Raw genomic sequence first — 17,126 nt, 5'->3', positions numbered from 1 at the left:
CTGACCGTGAAGGTGGCGTTCACCCATGACTTATGTAATCGCCCAGCCCTGTATAGACGTAAAGGACAAGGCCTGCGTTGAAGAGTGCCCGGTGGACTGCATCTATGAAGGCGAGCGGTCGCTCTACATTCACCCGGACGAGTGTGTGGACTGCGGGGCCTGCGAGCCCGTCTGTCCGGTTGAAGCCATCTATTACGAGGATGACACCCCCGATCAATGGGCGGAGTACTACAGAGTGAATGTCGAGTTCTTTGACGAACTGGGTTCACCGGGTGGCGCCGTCAATCTCGGCAACACCGGCAGGGATCATCCATTGGTTGCGGCATTGCCCCCGCAAAATAAAGACGTCAGCCTCTAACTGGCGAATCGACATGGAACTGTTCGGACAGGCGCTCGGACTGGGCACGATCGGCCTGGTGGCAGGTGTCCTGGGGGCGGTGATCGCGGCTCTCGCGACGCGTGGCCAGACCTCCACACTCACCAGTTATGTACAACACTTCGCCGCAGGCTTGATCATCGCCGCGGCAACACTGGATCTGCTCCCGGAGGCGCTCCACCTGGGTGGCGGCTGGCCGCTGATCATCGGCTTCGTGCTAGGCACTGCGTTCATGCTGGCGCTGCGCGCGCTCCTCACCCGGTTCGGCCACGGCCATTCCCACGGCGACGAGCACGGGCACGGGCACGGGCACGGTGATAGTCAGACCAAGGCGGTCACGGGTGTGAATCTCCGCCTCGTCGTCGCCCTCGCGGTCGTTGTCTTGATCGACGGCGCCATCATCGGCATCGCCTTGTCCGCCGGCGGGGCGGCAGCCCTCTTGATCGCGATCGCGCTGTCGATCGAGCTTCTGTTCGTCGCCGCCTCCACAGCGGGATCCGCGCGCGCGGGCGGCGGCTCCCTCGGCACCGCGATCGGTGTCGGCGCCTTCGTTGCGGTCATGATGCCTATCGGCGCGGTGCTCGGCGCTGTCGTCTTCGCCGGTGTCTCAGCCCCCGTGCTGATCGCAGGCCTCGGCTTTGGTGCCGCCGCCCTGCTTTTCACCGCCGTCGCAGAGCTGTTGGTCGAAGCCTACGAAATCAAAGAGAGCACCGGCACCATCGCGATGGCAGCCGGCGGCTTCCTGCTCTTTCTCATCCTCATGATGCTGATGTGACCATGCTTACGCACCCGAGGACGGGGCAAGCCGCATACGGGCCCGGTCGCACGCCACCTTTAGCCAAGCCATGGCGATACCGGTCTATCGAGGTGTGGCTACGCGTTCGAGCCCATCAATGTCGAGAATCGTGACATCACGACGCCCGTGGAGTTCGATGACACCGGAGGCGGAGAGCGCGGCAAGGCGTCGGCTCAGAGTTTCTGGCGTGGTGCCCAGATAGGAGGCGATTTCGTACTTCGCCAACGGCAGCCACACTGTGGGCACGCCGTCTCGGATGCTGCCGGGCAGATCCAGCAAGTAGGCCGCGATGCGGGCACTGACATCGCTGGAGGTGATGGCGGCCAGCAATCGCTCGACGGAGGCGAGCCTGTCGGACAGAGTCCGCAGCATCCGCAGACCGACATCAGGGTAGTCGCGCAGCAGGGCCGAGAGGTCGGTGTGGTCGAAGACGCACATCCGGCTGTCTTCCAGCGCGACGACGAGGTCATTGGGCAGGTGGCCGGTCAGGAAGGCCCGTTCGCCCACGACATCACCGTCGGTCACCGTGCGCAGGATTTGTTCCTGGCCATTGGCCGCCGCATGGCTGACCTTGAGCTGTCCGCTGTGCATCACCAACAGACGCGACACCGACTGTCCTGGCGAATAGACCGTCTCTCCCTTGGCAACATGCACCGGGCGGACGAACTCCGCGACCCGCAACTGCTCCTCGCGGGTGAGTCCTTGGAAGATCGGCACGCGGCTGACGCACAAATCATCCACAGGCATGTGGCAAGTCTACCGGAGTCGGCATCGGCGCCGCGGGACCGGACAGCGGCAGCGGCAGCGGCAGCGGCGCCTCGGTAGCAGGCGCGCACCGAACATGATCTATGTCAAGGAGTTCCGGGCGCCGCAAACCTATCGTGAAGGTACCAATAAGGAACACATCACGAAAGGGGTCCACAATGGCCACCTCCACCTCCACCTCCACCCCCACTCACACCGTCCTGAGAGCGGAGGGATTCTCCTGCCCGTCGTGCGTGGCGAAGATCGAGAAGCAGGTCGGGCGACTCAAGGGTGTCGAGAACGTGAAGGTCCACTTCGCCTCCGCCCGCATCGAGGTCGACCATGACGCCGAGCGCATCTCCGTGGATGACCTCGTCGCCGCTATCGCCAAAGCCGGCTACAGGGCCGCACCGTCTGCCTTCTGAGGCCAACGGCCCCCGCGGGCCGCCTGCGGACATCCTTCCGACATTCCACTCTGCCGGTCTGCTGGCACGAGACCCAGAAAGGTCGTACCCGAAAGTGAACAGGCTCCAAAAATGGGTCTATGGGAACTGGTCAGTCCCCGTCGTGTCCGGCGTGCTCATCATCATCTCCTTCGCCATCCAGCGGCTGGCCGGGGGTGTCGCCAACCTCACCGTCAGCCCCCAGTGGTGGCTCGACGCCGGGGCCCACGCCACTCACGCCAGCGCGGCTTTCACCCTCGGGGATGTCTTCATGATCGCCGCGGCCGTGGTTGCCGGCTACGGGATCGTGGTGAAGGCGGTGCGCGCGCTGATCGCCAAGGTCGTCGGCATCGACCTGCTCGTGTCGGTTGCGGCTATCGGCGCGGTCATCATCGGCAACTTCTGGGAGGCCGCGGCGGTCACGTTCCTGTTCGCGATCGGCCACGCGCTGGAAGCTGCGACCCTGAACAAGACCCGCTCGGCACTGGCCGAACTCGTCGCCGTCGCCCCGGATTCCGCGATCGTTGTGCGCGATGGCGAGCAACAGGAGATCCCTGCCGGGCAAGTGAGAATGGGCGAGATCGTCCTGGTCAAGAACGGTGCGAAGGTCCCCGTGGACGGCCAGGTCGTCTCCGGCACCGGTGCCATCGACGAGGCCTCCATCACCGGCGAGTCCATCCCGGTGGAGAAAACTAAAGGCGGGCAGGTCTTCGCCGGCACCGTCTCCCGCGGCGGCTTCCTACAGGTCCTGGCCACTGGCATCGGCGCAGATACCACCTTGGCCCGCATCATCCACCGTGTGGAAGAGGCTCAGGACGCCAAGGCCAAGACCCAGGCCTTCATCGACCGGTTCTCCACGTGGTACACCCCCGCCGTCATGGTCCTGGCCCTGGTGGCCGGACTTATCAGCGGAGACGTGGTGCTGGCCCTGATCCTGTTGGTCATCGGCTGCCCGGGCGCCCTGGTGATCTCCATCCCGGTCGCCATCGTGGCGGGCATCGGCCGCGCCGCGCGCAACGGCATCCTCATCAAGGGCGGCGAGTTCCTGGAGACCTCCGCGAAGATCACGGCGGTCGCCGTGGACAAGACCGGCACCCTCACCGAGGGCAAACCGCAGCTGACCGACGTCATCATCCTGGATTCCACGCTCGACCGTACGGAGGTGTTGCGCTGGGCCGCGGCAGCTGAGGCCGGCTCCGAACACCCATTTGCCCGCCCCATCCTGGAGACCGCCCGCGAGGAGGGCGTTGCCCCGCAGGGCATCCCCGGCGCCGTCACCCCGGTCCCCGGCAAGGGCATCGTGGCGAACGTCAATGGCCGCCAGGTGCTGATCGGCAACCCGCCGCTACTGGAGCAGTACGGCATTGCCTCGGGCATCGCCGAGGCTGCGCAGGCCGCCCAGGACCTGGCCGCCGCCGGGAAAACACCTATGATCGTCGCTGTTGACGGGAGGGTGAACGGCGTCGTCGCCGTCGCGGACCAGATCCGCCAGGACGCACCGGAGATGGTCGCGCGACTGCACCGGGCCGGCGTCGAGAAGGTCGTCATGCTCACCGGTGACACCCGACTGGTGGCCGAGGCCGTCGGCAAAGCCACCGGGATCGACGAGATCCACGCCTCCCTGCTCCCTGAGGACAAGCTGGACGCTGTCACCGAGCTACAGCGCCAGGGCCACACGATCGCGATGGTCGGTGACGGCGTCAATGACGCTCCGGCTCTCGCCACCGCGAACATCGGCGTGGCGATGGGTGCGGCAGGCTCGGCCGTGGCCGCGGAGACCGCGGACATCGCCCTGATGGGCGACAACCTGCTCAAGCTGCCCGAGGCCATCGGCCTGGCCAAGCGAACCGTGAACGTGATGAAGCAGAACATCGCGATCGCCCTGATCACCGTGGTGCTGCTACTGGCCGGAGTCTTCGCCGGCGGAGTGACCATGTCGATCGGCATGCTTGTCCACGAAGCCTCCGTGCTCGTGGTGATCGCCAACGCGATGCGGCTGCTGCGAAACACCCGAGACTCCACGACGATGCCAAAGAGTGAACGCACCATCGGGACAGCTGCGGAGCAGGTGGCCGCCTGACGCCCATCCCGGGGCAATGGACCCACCCCGGACACCGGGCACCTCCAAGACTCAAAACAACGACGCGAACACCAAAATCAACACACGAAACAGAGGGGACCGACCATGAGGGCGGATTCAACCGGTGGTCGCAACGAGTTCTGTGAACTTCTCCGATGGTGTCAGATAGCCGAGCGTTTTACGCGGTCGTCCGTTGAGCGAGTCCTGGATCGCGGTCAGCTCAGCGCGGGTGACGATGCTCAGATCGGTGCTCTTCGGCAGGTACTGGCGTAGCAGTCCGTTGGTGTTCTCGTTGCTTCCGCGCTGCCACGGGGAGTGCGGGTCGCAGAAGTAGATCGGGATGCCGGTCGCTGTCGTGAACTCGGAATGCTTGGCCATCTCGGCGCCCTGATCCCAGGTGATCGTCCGCGCCAGCGACGCCGGCAACGCGGTGATCGCCTCGCGCATTGCGGCCTCCACCTTGTCGGCGCTCTTCCCGTCGGGCAGGTGCAGCAGAAGTGTGAGGCGGGTGCTGCGTTCAACGATGCTCGATCCGCAGGTCAACGCCAACGCTCTAACCTGGGTCGCGGACGCGAACAAGGCCCGAACCTCGAGCAACGTTTCCGTTGGCAAGGGTTCGAGCCTTGTGCGTGCGGTGGGCGATGCGGGACTCGAACCCACGACCTCTTCCGTGTGAAGGAAGCGCGCTAACCAACTGCGCCAATCGCCCGTATGAACTTCGTGTGCCGGGGCACGAGAGGCGATACTACAGGACGAATGCGACGGCCACGACTCCGCGCGCTCGCCGGGGGTGTCGCGGCGCCGGTGCGGCACGAAGACACGCCCGGAAGCGGGGACCGGTTTGGCGCGGCCTCGGTTCTGGGCTAATGTATTTCAAGTGCCCGGCGCAAGACGCCGGAACACGAAATGCGGATGTAGCGCAGTTGGTAGCGCATCACCTTGCCAAGGTGAGGGTCGCGAGTTCGAGTCTCGTCATCCGCTCGAGTGCAGGGCACACCCTCGGGTGGCTCGGCATGCGGGTTCGAATCCCACACGGTGGCGTGGCCGAGAGGCTAGGCACCGGCCTGCAAAGCCGTTTACACGGGTTCGAATCCCGTCGCCACCTCGACTCCCGGTACTCCAGGAGACAACTGAATAGCTCTCATGAGCGCGATTGGCGCAGCGGTAGCGCGCTTCCCTGACACGGAAGAGGTCACTGGTTCGATCCCAGTATCGCGCACGAAAACCCCCCTGAACGGGGGTTTTCTTGTCGGCGGATGTAGCGCAGTTGGTAGCGCATCACCTTGCCAAGGTGAGGGTCGCGAGTTCGAGTCTCGTCATCCGCTCCGATCCCGAAGGGCCCGTGTTCGCACGGGCCCTTCCTCGTGCGCGCCGCATACTGAGGGGATGGATCTGTTCGAGCTGGCCCGCACGGGCGACGCCGCGCTCCTCGCGGCCATCGACGAAGGACACGACGTAGGCGCGGTGAACGACAGCGGCGACTCGCTCGTCATGCTCGCGGCGTACCACGGGCACGAGCCGCTCGTGCGGGAGCTCATCGCTCGCGGCGCCGACGTGAATCGCGCGAACGACAAGCGCCTCGTGCCACTCGCGGGCGCGCTGTTCAAGGGGCACGAGGGCATCGTGGCTGCGCTCCTCGATGCGGGCGCGGATCCGCAGGAGCCGAGCGTGCGGCAGGCCGCCCAGATGCGGGGACGGACGCCGCGGGCCTAACCCGGTCGGCGCACGGTGCGCCGCGAACTAGGATGGTCGGGTGACCACAGGATTCGATCTGTACCCCGACCGAAACGTCGTCGCGATGCGCGTCGACGGCGACCTCACCGACCTCGCGTCCGAGGTTCTCGAGACGCAGACAACCGAGCCGGTCACGATCGACAGTCCCGATGGGCTCGCGATTCTGCGCCACTCGACGGCGCACGTGCTCGCGCAGGCCGTCCAGACTGTCAACCCGCAGGCGAACCTCGGCATCGGCCCGCCCATCACGGACGGCTTCTACTACGACTTCGGCACCTCCGAGCCCATCACGCCTGAGGCGCTGAAGGCCATCAAGAAGGAGATGCAGCGCATCATCAAGGCGGGCCAGCGGTTCGTCCGACGGGTCGTCACCGACGACGAGGCGCGCGAAGAGCTGGCGGACGAGCCGTTCAAGCTCGAGCTGATCGGCCTCAAGGGCGGCCGCAAGGAGGCCGCGGAGGGCGCGAGCGTCGAGGTCGGCGCCGGCGAGCTCACCATCTATGACAACGTTGATGCGAAGACGGGCGAGGTCGTCTGGAAGGACCTCTGCCGCGGGCCGCACCTGCCCTCGACGCGCCTCATCGGAAACGGATGGGACCTCCTGCGCGTCGCGGGCGCCTACTGGCGCGGGAGCGAGAAGAACCCGCAGCTGCAGCGGGTCTACGGCACCGCCTGGTCCTCCAAGGACGACCTGCGCGCCTACCAGGACCGCCTCGCCGAGGCCGCGCGGCGCGACCACCGCAAGCTGGGCCGCGAGCTGGACCTGTTTTCGTTCCCGGACGAGATCGGATCCGGTCTCTCGGTGTGGCACCCCAAGGGCGGCATCGTCCGCGGGGAGATGGAGCAGCACGCCCGGCGCCGTCACATCGCCGGGGGATACAGCTACGTCTACACGCCGCACATTGCGAAGTCCGACCTCTTCGCGCGCAGCGGCCACCTGGCCACCTATGCCGAGGGAATCTGGCCGCCGATCCGCATGGACGAGGAGCGTGACGACGACGGTCACGTGACGAAGCAGGGCGCCGACTACTACCTCAAGCCCATGAACTGCCCGATGCACATCCTCGTCTACAAGGAGCGCGCGCGCAGCTACCGCGACCTCCCGCTCCGCCTCGCGGAGAACGGCACGGTGTATCGCAACGAGCTGTCGGGCGCGCTGCACGGGCTCACGCGCGTGCGCGGCTTCACGCAGGACGACTCGCACCTGTTCGTCACCCCCGACCAGCTCGAGGGCGAGGTGACCGGGGTCCTCGAGTTCATCCTCTCGATGCTGCGGGACTTCGGCCTGACGGACTTCGAGCTCGAGCTGTCGATGCGCGACGACGAGAAGTCGAAGTGGATCGGATCCGACGAGTTCTGGGAGTCCTCGACGAACGCGCTGCGCAACGTCGCGGTGGCGAGCGGACTGAAGCTGACCGAGGTCCCGGGCGAGGCGGCGTTCTACGGCCCGAAGATCGACCTCAAGACGCGCGACGCGCTGGGCCGGGTATGGCAGCTGTCGACCGTGCAGGTGGATCCCAACCTTCCCGAGCGGTTCGATCTCGAGTACACCGCGCCGGACGGCTCCAAGCAGCGCCCGATCATGATTCACCGCGCGCTGTTTGGGTCCATCGAGCGGTTCTTCGCGATTCTTCTGGAGCACTACGCCGGCGACTTCCCGCTCTGGCTCGCGCCGGTCCAGGCGGTCGGCATCCCCGTGGCCGACGAGTTCGCCGACTACCTCGGCGGAGTCATGGACACCCTCCGGCGGGCGGGCGTGCGCGCCGAGCTCGATGCCTCGGACGACCGCATGCAGAAGAAAATTCGGACGCACACCACCGCGAAGGTCCCGCTCCTGCTCATCGCGGGGGATCAGGACCGCCAGGCCGGCACGGTGTCCTTCCGATTCCGCGACGGCTCGCAGCGCAACGGGGTTCCGGTCGACGAGGCGGTGGCGCTCATCGCGCGCCTCATCGCCGACAAGTCGGTCGTCATGACTGAGGAGGACGCGGCGTGACGTCCGCCGGCCCGGAGTTCGAGCGACTCGAGCCTGAGTCGGCGGGCGGCGGCGTGCCCGACGCCTTTCAGCGGCTCTGGACGCCGCACCGGATGGCCTACATCCAGGCCGGATCCGGGGTGAACCGGGGGAGCGGGTGCCCGTTCTGCCAGAATCCGCGCATGTCGGACGAGGACGGGCTCATCGTCTACCGCGGCGAGCACGCCTTCGTGGCCCTCAACCTCTTCCCCTATAACTCCGGCCATCTGCTCGTCTGCCCGTATCGCCACGTCGGGATGTACGACGAGGCGACGGTCCAGGAGACCGCCGAGATCGCTCACCTGACCAAGGTGGCGATGCGCGTGCTGCGCCACACGTCGCGCTGCGACGGGTTCAATATTGGCATGAACCAGGGCGAGGTCGCGGGCGCGGGCATCGAGGAGCACCTCCACCAGCACATCGTGCCGCGCTGGGCGAGCGACGCGAACTTCTTCCCAATCATCGCCCGGACGAAGGCGCTCCCGCAGCTGCTGGGGGAGGTGCGTCAGGCGCTCGCCGACGCCTGGCCCGAGCACCACCCGCACGTCTAGCCTCGGTCCTCCTCGGCCCGGTTAGCGCTCGCCCCGGGCCTCGACCGCCGCGGAGGCAACGGCCCGCGCGAGCTCGTCCATGCCCCCCGCGTCGAGCTCGTGGCCCGTGAGGCGCAGGTGCGTGGAGGGCGCGGCGCCGGAAGCGACCCGAAACGCGTCGCCCGAACGGGCCAGCCACCCGCGCCGCGCCAGCGCCTCGGCCGCCGCGTTCGCGGGGGCGGCGACGTCGGTCCACACGCTGAGTCCGTCCGCCGGCGCCGAGCCCACGCCCGCGCGGCCGAGCGCGGCGCGGAGGAGCTCCCCCTGCCGGGCGTAGTGCGCGCTCGCCCGCTCGAGCCCCGCGCCCACCGCGGGGTCCGTCAGGAGCGCGAGCACCACGCGCTGCAGCAGGTGGCTGACCCACGCCGTCCCCGGCCGGAGGCGCAGGCCGAGCCGCGCCGCGGTCTCGGGGTCGGATCCGACGAGCGCGACGCCGAGGTCGGGTCCGAGGAACTTCGAGACCGAGCGCACGAGGGCGAACCGCTCGTGTCCGGCGGGGACGATCGGGTGATACGCCCGTGTGGACAGGAGCGAGAAGTGGTCGTCCTCGATCACGAGCGCGTAGGGGTGGTCCGCGAGCACCGCGCGCAGCTCCGCCGCGCGCGCCCGCGAAAGCGCCGCGCCGGTCGGATTCTGCGCGCGCGGCGTGCAGACGATGGCCCGCGCGCCGGCATCGAGCGCGCGGCGGAGGCCGGACACGGTCATGCCCTCGTCGTCCACGGGCACGGCGATCGCGCGATATCCCCCGACGCGGACCAGGTGGATCCCCGTGAGGAAGCCGGGCTCCTCGATGGCGACCGCGTCGCCGGGGGCGAGGCTGCCCGCGAGGAGCCGGTCGAGCGCGTCCGCCGCACCGCTCGTGGCGGTCACGCGCACACGTGACGACGCCGGGAGGAGGTCGCCCGAGAGCCACGCGTGCGCCCATGCTTCCAGCTCGGGGTCGATCGCGGGAGCCCCGTAGAGCACGGGGCGCCCGGCCACGGCGGCCAGCGCGGGGCGCGGATCCGGGAGGAACCGGGGATCCGGGTTGCCGCTCGCGACGTCGCGCAGCGCGGACGCGGCGGAGAATCCCTCCCGCGCGACCTGATCGGGCTGCGCGACGCGCGTGCCCCCGCGGCCGTGGCTCGTCACGAGCCCCTGCGCGGCGAGCTGGCGATACGCGGCGACGGCCGTGTTGCGATTGACCCCGAGGTCCGCGGCGAGACGCCGCACGGGCGGGAGCGCCTCTCCGGGGGCGAGCGCGCCGCGATCGATCCGGCCGCGAATCTCGGCGGCGATCTCCGCCGCCGTGCGTCCGGCGAATCCCTGCGCGGTGGCGTCCTCTGTCATCGCGTCGATCCTACGGTGCCGGTGCGCTACTCTTTGGCCTAGATCAAACTTCGGGACGGCCGAGGAGACAGGGAGAGTCATGACAGCGACGGCGAACTCGGACACCGCGCGCGTGGGGCGCGGGCTGGCGGAGATGCTCAAGGGAGGCGTGATCATGGACGTGGTCACGGCAGAGCAGGCGCGCATCGCGGAGGATGCGGGCGCGGTCGCAGTGATGGCGCTTGAGCGCGTGCCCGCGGACATCCGCGCCCAGGGCGGCGTCGCGCGCATGAGCGACCCCGACCTCATCGACGAGATCGTCCGGGCCGTCGAGATCCCGGTGATGGCGAAGGCTCGGATCGGGCACTTCGTCGAGGCTCAGGTCCTCCAGGAACTCGGGGTGGACTACATCGACGAGTCCGAGGTGTTGTCGCCGGCCGACTACCTCCACCACATCGACAAGCGGGCGTTCCAGGTCCCCTTCGTGTGCGGCGCGACGAACCTGGGGGAGGCCCTGCGCCGCATCACCGAGGGCGCCGCCATGATCCGGTCGAAGGGCGAGGCCGGGACGGGCGACGTGTCGGAGGCGACGCGGCACATCCGTCAGATCACGGGAGAGATCCGTGCCCTCGCGGCGAAGAGCGACGACGAGCTGTTCGTCGCGGCGAAGGAGCTGCAGGCGCCCTACGAGCTCGTCGCCGAGGTCGCGCGGTCGGGTCGGCTGCCGGTCGTCTTGTTTACCGCCGGCGGCGTCGCCACGCCCGCCGACGCGGCCATGATGATGCAGCTCGGCGCCGACGGCGTGTTCGTCGGATCCGGCATCTTCAAGTCGGGCAACCCGGCCGCCCGCGCGCGCGCGATCGTGGCCGCCACCACCTACTTCGACGACGCCGGTGCGATCGCCCGTGCCTCGCGCGGACTGGGCGAGGCGATGGTCGGGATCAACGTCGCCGACGTCCCCGCGCCGCACCGGCTCGCCGAGCGTGGCTGGTAGGCCCACCGTCGGGATCCTCGCGCTGCAGGGCGACGTGCGCGAGCACGCCGCCCTGCTCCAGGACCTCGGCGCCCGCACGGTGCGGGTCCGGCGGGCGGAGGAACTCGCCGAGATCGACGGGCTCGTGCTCCCGGGCGGAGAGTCGAGCACGATCGACAAGCTCGCTCGCGCGTTCGACGTGCGCGACGCGCTGGTCGCTCGCCTCGCCGCCGGACTCCCTGCCTACGGCACCTGCGCCGGCCTGATCCTGCTCGCCGACCGCCTGCAGGGCGGCATCGCGGGCCAGCGGACGTTCGGCGGCCTCGACGTCACGGTGCGCCGCAACGCCTTCGGTCGACAGCGCGAGTCCTTCGAGGCCGAGCTCGACGTGCCGGAGCTCGGCGCCCCGCCCGTGCGCTGCGCCTTCATCCGCGCGCCCGCCATCGAGGACATCGGGCCGCGTGCACGCGAACTCGCCCGGCTCCCGAGCGGCGAGATCGTCGCGGCCGAGCAGGGCGTGGTTTTGGGGACGGCGTTTCACCCCGAGCAGACGGGCGAGCGCCGCTTCCACGAGCGCTTTCTCGCGCTCGTGGCGCGGGCGGCCTGACGCGTCAGCGCACGCGGCGCGGCACGAACTCGAGGCGCGGGTGCGCGTAGTGCTCCTGCGCCTCGACGAGGTGCAGCTCCTTCGATCCGGCCGCGTGCGTCATCTCGAGCAGTCCGAAGACGCTCGAGGCGGTGCGCGCGAGCGCGTCGGCGGCATCGCGCGTGCGCGCGTAGTGCGACGTGAACAGCGCCGCCGTGACGTCGCCGGATCCGTTCGCCTTCATCGGGAGGTAGGGGGTCTCGACGAGCCACGCTCCCGCGTCGTCCACCGCCAGCATGCCGATCGTGCCGTCGGGCCGGTCGGGGCGCTCCACGCTCGTGACGAGCACGGTCCCGGGGCCCATGGCGCGGGCGGCGTCCACGGAGTCCAGCGTGGAATCGATCGTGTCGGGGGTCGTGCCCGTGAGGAAGCCGAGCTCGAACTGGTTCGGCGTGATGATGTCGGCGACGGGCACGACGACGTCGCGGAGCAGGTCCGGGATGGCGGGCGCCACGAAGCAGCCGGAGCGGGCATTGCCCATGACGGGGTCGCAGGCGTAGAGGGCGTCGGGGTTCGCCGCCTTCACGCGGCGTACCGCGTCGACGATGACGTCCGCGATCCCCTCGGATCCCTGATACCCGCTCAGCGCCGCGTCGATTCCCGGGAACGCGCCGCGCTCCTCGACGCCCGTGATGACGTCGGCGACCTCCGCGGGATCCATGACGGGGCCGCGCCAGGATCCGTACCCGGTGTGGTTCGAGAACGCGACCGTGTAGACGGGGAGGACCTCGACGCCGATGCGCTGCATGGGGAACACCGCGGCGGAGTTGCCCGCGTGCCCGAAGGCCACGGCGGACTGAATCGACAGGATCTGCATGGGAACGATCATGCCATCATGTGCGTATGACGCGGCGTGGGTGGGGGATCCTCGGCGGCATCGCGATCGTCGTCGCGGCGGCGCTGGCCGCGGTCGCGATCGCGTGGTCCGCGGCCGACGAGCCACGCGCGTGGGCGCCCGCCGCGGCCCGGCCGACTCCCACCGCAACGCCGACGCCGTCTCCCAGCCCCACCGCGCCGCCGGAGAACACCGCCGAGTACGCGCAGGGCGCTCTGCCCGCGACAGAAGTGCACGCCGTGATCCCGGAGCTCCCGGTCGACGCGGATCCGACCGCGCTCGGGACCGGGCTCGTGGCGACCGCGGGGGCCGCGGGGGCGCCCGTGTTCGCGGATCCCGCGGGCGAGCCGGTCGCCTGGCTCCCCGCCGCACAGCGCTACGGCGGCACGACCGTGCCCGTCGTGGAGCGCGCGGGGACGTGGCTGCGGGTGCTCCTCGTGGGGCGCCAGGGCGTCCCGGGCGAGGGTGATCCGTCGCAGCTGTCCGGGTGGGTCCGCGCCGCCGACGTGACGACCGCGCGCGAGGAGCGCCGCGTCGAGGTCTCGATCGCGGAGGGCACGATCGAGATCGTTCGCGGGCGCGGGGCCGACGAGGAGCGCACGCTCGTCACGACGGACTTCGCGTGGGGCACGGACGCCACCCCGACGCCCACGGGGCGCGCGTTCATCATGCTGACGGAGACGGTGTCGTTCGCCTATACACGCGGCCACGCCATGGCCTACCTCTCCGTGCAGTCGCCGACGCTCGCGGGCTTTGGCGGGCAGCCCGTGGCGGTGACGGCGTTTCACTATCACGATGCGCACGCGGGCGCGATCTCGAACGGGTGCCTCCGGCTCGGCGCGGAGGCCATCGACGCGATCGCTGAGCTCCCCGCGGGCACCGTGGTCCACATCCGCTGACCCCCGCGGAATCGGGTCGCGGCGGGGATCCGCGTAGTATGGCACGTGGCTTTTACACCACGCCGCGCGCGACGGCGCGCCGCGTGGCGCGCAGACACGTTCAAGGAGAGATATGTCCGGGCATTCCAAGTGGGCGACAACCAAGCACAAGAAGGCGGCGATCGACGCCAAGCGCGCGAAGTCGTGGGCGAAGCTCATTAAGAACATCGAGGTCGCGGCGCGCATGGGCGGGCCGGATGAGGCCGGGAACCCGACGCTGTTCGACGCGGTGCTGAAGGCGAAGAAGACGTCGGTCCCGAAGGACAACATCGAGCGCGCCATCAAGCGCGGCGCGGGAATCGGCGGCGAGGCCGTCGAGTACACGACGATCATGTACGAGGCCTACGGCCAGGGCGGCACCGCGATCCTCATCGAGTGCCTCACGGACAACAAGAACCGCGCCGCGGCCGAGGTGCGCACGATCGTCACCCGCAACGGCGGCAACATGGCCGACCCGGGCAGCGTGTCGTTCAACTTCGAGCGCAAGGGCGTCATCATCGTTCCGTCCGAGTCGGCGAGCGAGGACGACGTCATGCTCGCCGCGCTCGACGCGGGCGCCCAGGAGATCGAGCCGCACCCAGAGGGCTTCGAGGTCGTCACCGAGGCGAGCGACATGGTCGCCGTGCGCACGGCGCTCGTCGATGCTGGAATCGAGTACAACTCGGCGGACGCCGAGTTCGTCGCGGGCGTCAAGGTCCCGCTCGACGCCGAGACGGCCCGCAAGGTGCTCAAGCTCATCGACGCGCTCGAGGACAGCGACGACGTGCAGAACGTGTTCACGAACCTCGACCTGAGCGACGAGGTGCAGGCGGAGCTCGCCGACGACGAGGACTGACGCCTCGCACGAAACGCCCCGCGGTTGCCTTCGGGCGACCACGGGGCGTTTAGTTTGGGGAGCATGACGACGCGCGTTCTCGGAATCGATCCCGGCCTCACCCGGTGCGGGGTCGGCGTCGTGGACGTCGAGCGCGACCGGCGCGCCCGGCTCGTCCACGTCGGCGTCATCCGCTCTCCGGCCGATGAGGATCCCGGGGTCCGCCTGGCGATGATCGCGGCGGGGATCCGCGCCGTCCTCGACGAGCACACGCCCGACGTCGCGGCGGTCGAGCGCGTGTTCGCCCAGCACAACGTCGCCTCCGTCATGGGTACCGCGCAGGCCTCCGGCGTCGCGCTGATGCTCGCGGCGGAGCGCGGTCTGCCGACCGCCACCCATACGCCGAGCGAGGTCAAGGCCGCGATCACGGGGTACGGGTCCGCCGACAAGGCCCAGGTGCAGCACATGGTCGCCCGCGTGCTGGGGCTGCCGGAGGCGCCGCAGCCCGCTGACGCCGCCGACGCCCTGGCGATCGCCCTCTGCCACGCGTGGCGATCCGGTTCCGTCCCCGCCGCCGAGGCGATGTCCTCCACGCCCGCGCAGCGCGCGTGGGCCGAGGCGGAGAAGCGGTCGCGTGTCGCTCGAACATATGTCCGAACGCCCCGCTAGGGTGGAACGATGATCGCCTCAGTCCGCGGAACCGTGCTGTCCGCCCGCGCCGACGACGTCATTATCGAGGCCGCGGGCATCGGTTACGCGGTCGCGTGTCCGCCGGACGTGGCGCGCGCCGCCCGCGTCGGCGAAGAGCTCCTCCTCCACACCCACCTCATCGTGCGCGAGGACGCCATGAGCCTCGTGGGCTTCGCCTCCCGGGAGGAGCTCGACGTGTTCGCGATCCTCCTCAGCGTCACGGGGGTCGGGCCCAAGTCGGCGCTCGGCGTGCTGTCTGGCCTCACGATCGACCAGATCGCGGAGGCGGTCGCTGCCGACGACGACAAGCCGTTCCGCAAGGTCAGCGGGATCGGACCGAAGACGGCCAAGCTCATCGCCCTGCAGCTCCAGGGCCGGATCGCGCCGCCCGCGGCGCCGGCCCCGGCGGCGCGGACGCCGGTCGCGGCCGACGCGCAGGTTGTCGCGGCGCTCGTCGGCCTTGGCTGGCCCGAGCGCACGGCCGCGGAGGCCGTGGCGGGCGTCGCGGAGGGGGCGTCGGACGCCGACCGCGCGTCGGTCCCGGCGCTCTTGCGCCTGACGCTCGCCGAGCTCGGCCCGGCGCGCCAGGGGGCCGAGCGTGTCTGACGACGTCGTGTCGCCCGAACCGCTCGGCGACTCGGAGCTGGCGGTCGAGGGCGCCCTGCGCCCCCAGAGCCTCGGCGACTTCGTCGGCCAGCAGAAGGTGCGCGGTCAGCTTCAGCTCCTCCTCGATGCGGCGGGCCTCCAGGCGCGAACGCCGGACCACATCCTGCTCGCGGGCCCTCCGGGGCTCGGCAAGACGACGCTCGCCATGATCGTCGCCCACGAGTCGGGGCGCCCCTTGCGGATGTCGAGCGGCCCGGCGATTCAGCACGCGGGCGACCTCGCGGCCCTGCTGTCGAGCCTCACGCCGGGGGAGGTGCTGTTCATCGACGAGATCCACCGCATGGCGCGCTCCGCGGAGGAGATGCTGTACCTCGCGATGGAGGACTTCCGTATCGACATCATGGTCGGCAAGGGCGCCGGCGCCACCTCCATTCCCCTCGACCTGGCGCCGTTCACCCTGGTCGGCGCGACAACGCGTTCGGGACTCCTGCCCAACCCGCTGCGCGACCGCTTCGGCTTTACGGCGCACCTCGAGTACTACGACGCGCACGAGCTCGAGCGCGTCGTCGACCGCTCGGCGCGCGTGCTCGGGATCGACCTGACCGCGGACGAACGCCACGAGATCGCGCGGCGCTCGCGCGGGACCCCGCGTATCGCGAATCGCCTCCTCCGGCGCGTGCGGGACTGGGCGCTCGTGCACGCGGGCGACCGCGAGCCGGGACTGGCCGGGGTCCGGGCGGCGCTCGAGCTGTACGACGTCGACGCCATCGGGCTCGACCGGCTTGATCGCGCGGTGCTGGACGCCCTCGTCCGGCGCTTCCGCGGCGGCCCTGTCGGCCTGTCGACCCTGTCGGTCACCGTCGGCGAGGAGTCCGACACCGTGGAGAGCGTCGTCGAGCCCTATCTCGTCCGCATCGGTTTCATGGCGCGCACGCCGCGCGGGCGTGTCGCGACGCCCGAGGCGTATGCGCACCTGGGCGTGCCGCACGGCGAGGATCCGCGACTTGTCGATGGCCTATAATCGTCGGGATGCGCCGGGGCTTCTCCGGCGTCTTCTCTCGTCGCGGACACGCGCCGCATACCCTCGGATCCCCTACGAAAGGTCCACTGCGCATTATGGACATCCTTCTCCTCGTCGTCGCGGGCGCGCTTCTCATCTTCATGTTCTGGAGCTCCAGCCGCCGCCGCAAGAAGATGCAGGAGGAGGAGCACAAGCGTCAGCAGCAGCTCGTTCCGGGGGCGCCCGTAATGACCCGCTCGGGCCTGTACGGCACGCTCGTGGCCTTCGACGCCGATGACCTCACGAAGCACGCCGTGATCGAGATCGCGCCGGGCGTCAACATCGAGGTGCACGCGCAGACCGTCACGCTCGACCCGGCCACCGACGAGCCCCTGGCGGAGGACGAGGTCGACGAGGAGCCCCTCGCGCAGGACGAGATCGTCGAGCACGACGCGGCCGACGACCGCCGCGACGACGAGACCAAGCGGGACTGAGCGCCGGGGGCCCCGGGCCCCCTCGCCGGCTCCTCCCGACAACCG

Annotated in this window: 19 protein-coding genes and 5 tRNA genes; 19 read left to right on the top strand and 5 right to left on the bottom strand. The window is 69.6% G+C overall.

Features of this window, described 5'->3' with window-relative positions; all coding sequences use genetic code 11:
* Positions 1 to 25 precede the first annotated feature (25 nt).
* Together fdxA and GJQ66_RS07530 are read left to right on the top strand one after the other, a co-directional pair.
* Positions 26 to 358, top strand: a complete 333-nt coding sequence (gene fdxA, locus GJQ66_RS07535) for a ferredoxin (RefSeq protein ID WP_155048717.1) — start codon at positions 26 to 28, stop codon at positions 356 to 358.
* 13 nt (positions 359 to 371) lie between these two features.
* Positions 372 to 1,151: a hypothetical protein gene (locus GJQ66_RS07530; protein WP_068478821.1), complete on the top strand. Its 780-nt coding sequence runs from the start codon at positions 372 to 374 to the stop codon at positions 1,149 to 1,151.
* A gap of 84 nt (positions 1,152 to 1,235) precedes the next feature.
* Here the strand turns inward: GJQ66_RS07530 and GJQ66_RS07525 are convergent, their stop codons facing one another.
* Positions 1,236 to 1,919, bottom strand: a complete 684-nt coding sequence (locus GJQ66_RS07525) for a Crp/Fnr family transcriptional regulator (protein ID WP_054682993.1) — start codon at positions 1,917 to 1,919, stop codon at positions 1,236 to 1,238.
* A gap of 176 nt (positions 1,920 to 2,095) precedes the next feature.
* On the opposite strand from GJQ66_RS07525, the gene GJQ66_RS07520 reads away from it, so the two are divergent.
* Both GJQ66_RS07520 and GJQ66_RS07515 read left to right on the top strand, forming a co-directional pair.
* Positions 2,096 to 2,341 carry a heavy-metal-associated domain-containing protein gene (locus GJQ66_RS07520; RefSeq protein ID WP_155048716.1) on the top strand — a complete coding sequence of 82 codons (246 nt, stop codon included), beginning with the start codon at positions 2,096 to 2,098 and terminating at the stop codon, positions 2,339 to 2,341.
* A gap of 94 nt (positions 2,342 to 2,435) precedes the next feature.
* Entirely contained in the window at positions 2,436 to 4,439 is a 2,004-nt protein-coding gene (locus GJQ66_RS07515; protein WP_368732783.1) for a heavy metal translocating P-type ATPase, read from the top strand.
* Positions 4,440 to 4,556: 117 nt separating this feature from the next.
* Here GJQ66_RS07515 and GJQ66_RS07510 read toward each other — a convergent pair whose 3' ends face one another.
* Positions 4,557 to 5,051, bottom strand: a complete 495-nt coding sequence (locus GJQ66_RS07510; protein WP_155048715.1) for an IS30 family transposase — start codon at positions 5,049 to 5,051, stop codon at positions 4,557 to 4,559.
* Between the two features lie 23 nt (positions 5,052 to 5,074).
* Positions 5,075 to 5,148, bottom strand: a tRNA-Val gene (locus GJQ66_RS07505).
* A gap of 199 nt (positions 5,149 to 5,347) precedes the next feature.
* On the opposite strand from GJQ66_RS07505, the gene GJQ66_RS07500 reads away from it, so the two are divergent.
* The 7 genes from GJQ66_RS07500 (at position 5,348) to GJQ66_RS07470 (ending at position 8,738) form a co-directional block, all read left to right on the top strand.
* Positions 5,348 to 5,420, top strand: a tRNA-Gly gene (locus GJQ66_RS07500).
* A 53-nt stretch (positions 5,421 to 5,473) separates the two neighbouring features.
* A tRNA-Cys gene (locus GJQ66_RS07495) sits at positions 5,474 to 5,544 on the top strand.
* Between the two features lie 42 nt (positions 5,545 to 5,586).
* Positions 5,587 to 5,658: transfer RNA gene (locus GJQ66_RS07490), tRNA-Val, on the top strand.
* Between the two features lie 33 nt (positions 5,659 to 5,691).
* A tRNA-Gly gene (locus GJQ66_RS07485) sits at positions 5,692 to 5,764 on the top strand.
* A gap of 61 nt (positions 5,765 to 5,825) precedes the next feature.
* Positions 5,826 to 6,152 (top strand): ankyrin repeat domain-containing protein, encoded by a 327-nt coding sequence (locus tag GJQ66_RS07480; RefSeq protein WP_155048714.1) that lies wholly within the window; start codon positions 5,826 to 5,828, stop codon positions 6,150 to 6,152.
* Positions 6,153 to 6,237: 85 nt separating this feature from the next.
* Complete coding sequence (gene thrS / locus GJQ66_RS07475) at positions 6,238 to 8,169, top strand: threonine--tRNA ligase (RefSeq protein WP_155048771.1); 1,932 nt, start codon at positions 6,238 to 6,240, stop codon at positions 8,167 to 8,169.
* Positions 8,166 to 8,738 (top strand): HIT domain-containing protein, encoded by a 573-nt coding sequence (locus GJQ66_RS07470; protein WP_368732782.1) that lies wholly within the window; start codon positions 8,166 to 8,168, stop codon positions 8,736 to 8,738. Before thrS ends, GJQ66_RS07470 begins: the two co-directional genes overlap by 4 nt.
* 21 nt (positions 8,739 to 8,759) lie before the next feature.
* Here GJQ66_RS07470 and GJQ66_RS07465 read toward each other — a convergent pair whose 3' ends face one another.
* Entirely contained in the window at positions 8,760 to 10,106 is a 1,347-nt protein-coding gene (locus GJQ66_RS07465) for an aminotransferase class I/II-fold pyridoxal phosphate-dependent enzyme (protein ID WP_155048713.1), read from the bottom strand.
* A 79-nt stretch (positions 10,107 to 10,185) separates the two neighbouring features.
* Between GJQ66_RS07465 and pdxS the strand changes: the two genes are divergently transcribed.
* Positions 10,186 to 11,079, top strand: a complete 894-nt coding sequence (gene pdxS / locus GJQ66_RS07460) for a pyridoxal 5'-phosphate synthase lyase subunit PdxS (RefSeq protein WP_155048712.1) — start codon at positions 10,186 to 10,188, stop codon at positions 11,077 to 11,079.
* Positions 11,069 to 11,665 (top strand): pyridoxal 5'-phosphate synthase glutaminase subunit PdxT, encoded by a 597-nt coding sequence (gene pdxT, locus GJQ66_RS07455; protein ID WP_368732781.1) that lies wholly within the window; start codon positions 11,069 to 11,071, stop codon positions 11,663 to 11,665. Before pdxS ends, pdxT begins: the two co-directional genes overlap by 11 nt.
* A gap of 4 nt (positions 11,666 to 11,669) precedes the next feature.
* Here pdxT and pdxY read toward each other — a convergent pair whose 3' ends face one another.
* Positions 11,670 to 12,521, bottom strand: a complete 852-nt coding sequence (gene pdxY, locus GJQ66_RS07450; protein WP_155048768.1) for a pyridoxal kinase PdxY — start codon at positions 12,519 to 12,521, stop codon at positions 11,670 to 11,672.
* A 26-nt stretch (positions 12,522 to 12,547) separates the two neighbouring features.
* On the opposite strand from pdxY, the gene GJQ66_RS07445 reads away from it, so the two are divergent.
* The 6 genes from GJQ66_RS07445 to yajC all read left to right on the top strand — a co-directional run bounded on the left by GJQ66_RS07445 (position 12,548) and on the right by yajC (position 17,081).
* Positions 12,548 to 13,438: a L,D-transpeptidase gene (locus tag GJQ66_RS07445; RefSeq protein WP_155048711.1), complete on the top strand. Its 891-nt coding sequence runs from the start codon at positions 12,548 to 12,550 to the stop codon at positions 13,436 to 13,438.
* Between the two features lie 112 nt (positions 13,439 to 13,550).
* A complete protein-coding gene (locus tag GJQ66_RS07440) occupies positions 13,551 to 14,312 on the top strand; it encodes a YebC/PmpR family DNA-binding transcriptional regulator (RefSeq protein ID WP_155048710.1) in 762 nt (253 codons plus the stop codon).
* Between the two features lie 63 nt (positions 14,313 to 14,375).
* Entirely contained in the window at positions 14,376 to 14,960 is a 585-nt protein-coding gene (ruvC, locus tag GJQ66_RS07435; protein ID WP_155048709.1) for a crossover junction endodeoxyribonuclease RuvC, read from the top strand.
* 9 nt (positions 14,961 to 14,969) lie between these two features.
* A complete protein-coding gene (ruvA, locus tag GJQ66_RS07430; protein WP_155048708.1) occupies positions 14,970 to 15,587 on the top strand; it encodes a Holliday junction branch migration protein RuvA in 618 nt (205 codons plus the stop codon).
* Positions 15,580 to 16,608, top strand: a complete 1,029-nt coding sequence (gene ruvB, locus GJQ66_RS07425; protein WP_166318258.1) for a Holliday junction branch migration DNA helicase RuvB — start codon at positions 15,580 to 15,582, stop codon at positions 16,606 to 16,608. Before ruvA ends, ruvB begins: the two co-directional genes overlap by 8 nt.
* Positions 16,609 to 16,703: 95 nt before the next feature.
* A complete protein-coding gene (yajC, locus tag GJQ66_RS07420; protein WP_196215834.1) occupies positions 16,704 to 17,081 on the top strand; it encodes a preprotein translocase subunit YajC in 378 nt (125 codons plus the stop codon).
* Positions 17,082 to 17,126: the final 45 nt, after the last annotated feature.

Source organism: Microbacterium sp. ZXX196, from assembly GCF_009709595.1.
Lineage (GTDB): Bacteria > Actinomycetota > Actinomycetes > Actinomycetales > Microbacteriaceae > Microbacterium > Microbacterium excoecariae.
The sequence above is the reverse complement of the archived record's forward strand: the minus strand, read 5'-3'. Positions and strand labels throughout refer to the sequence as shown.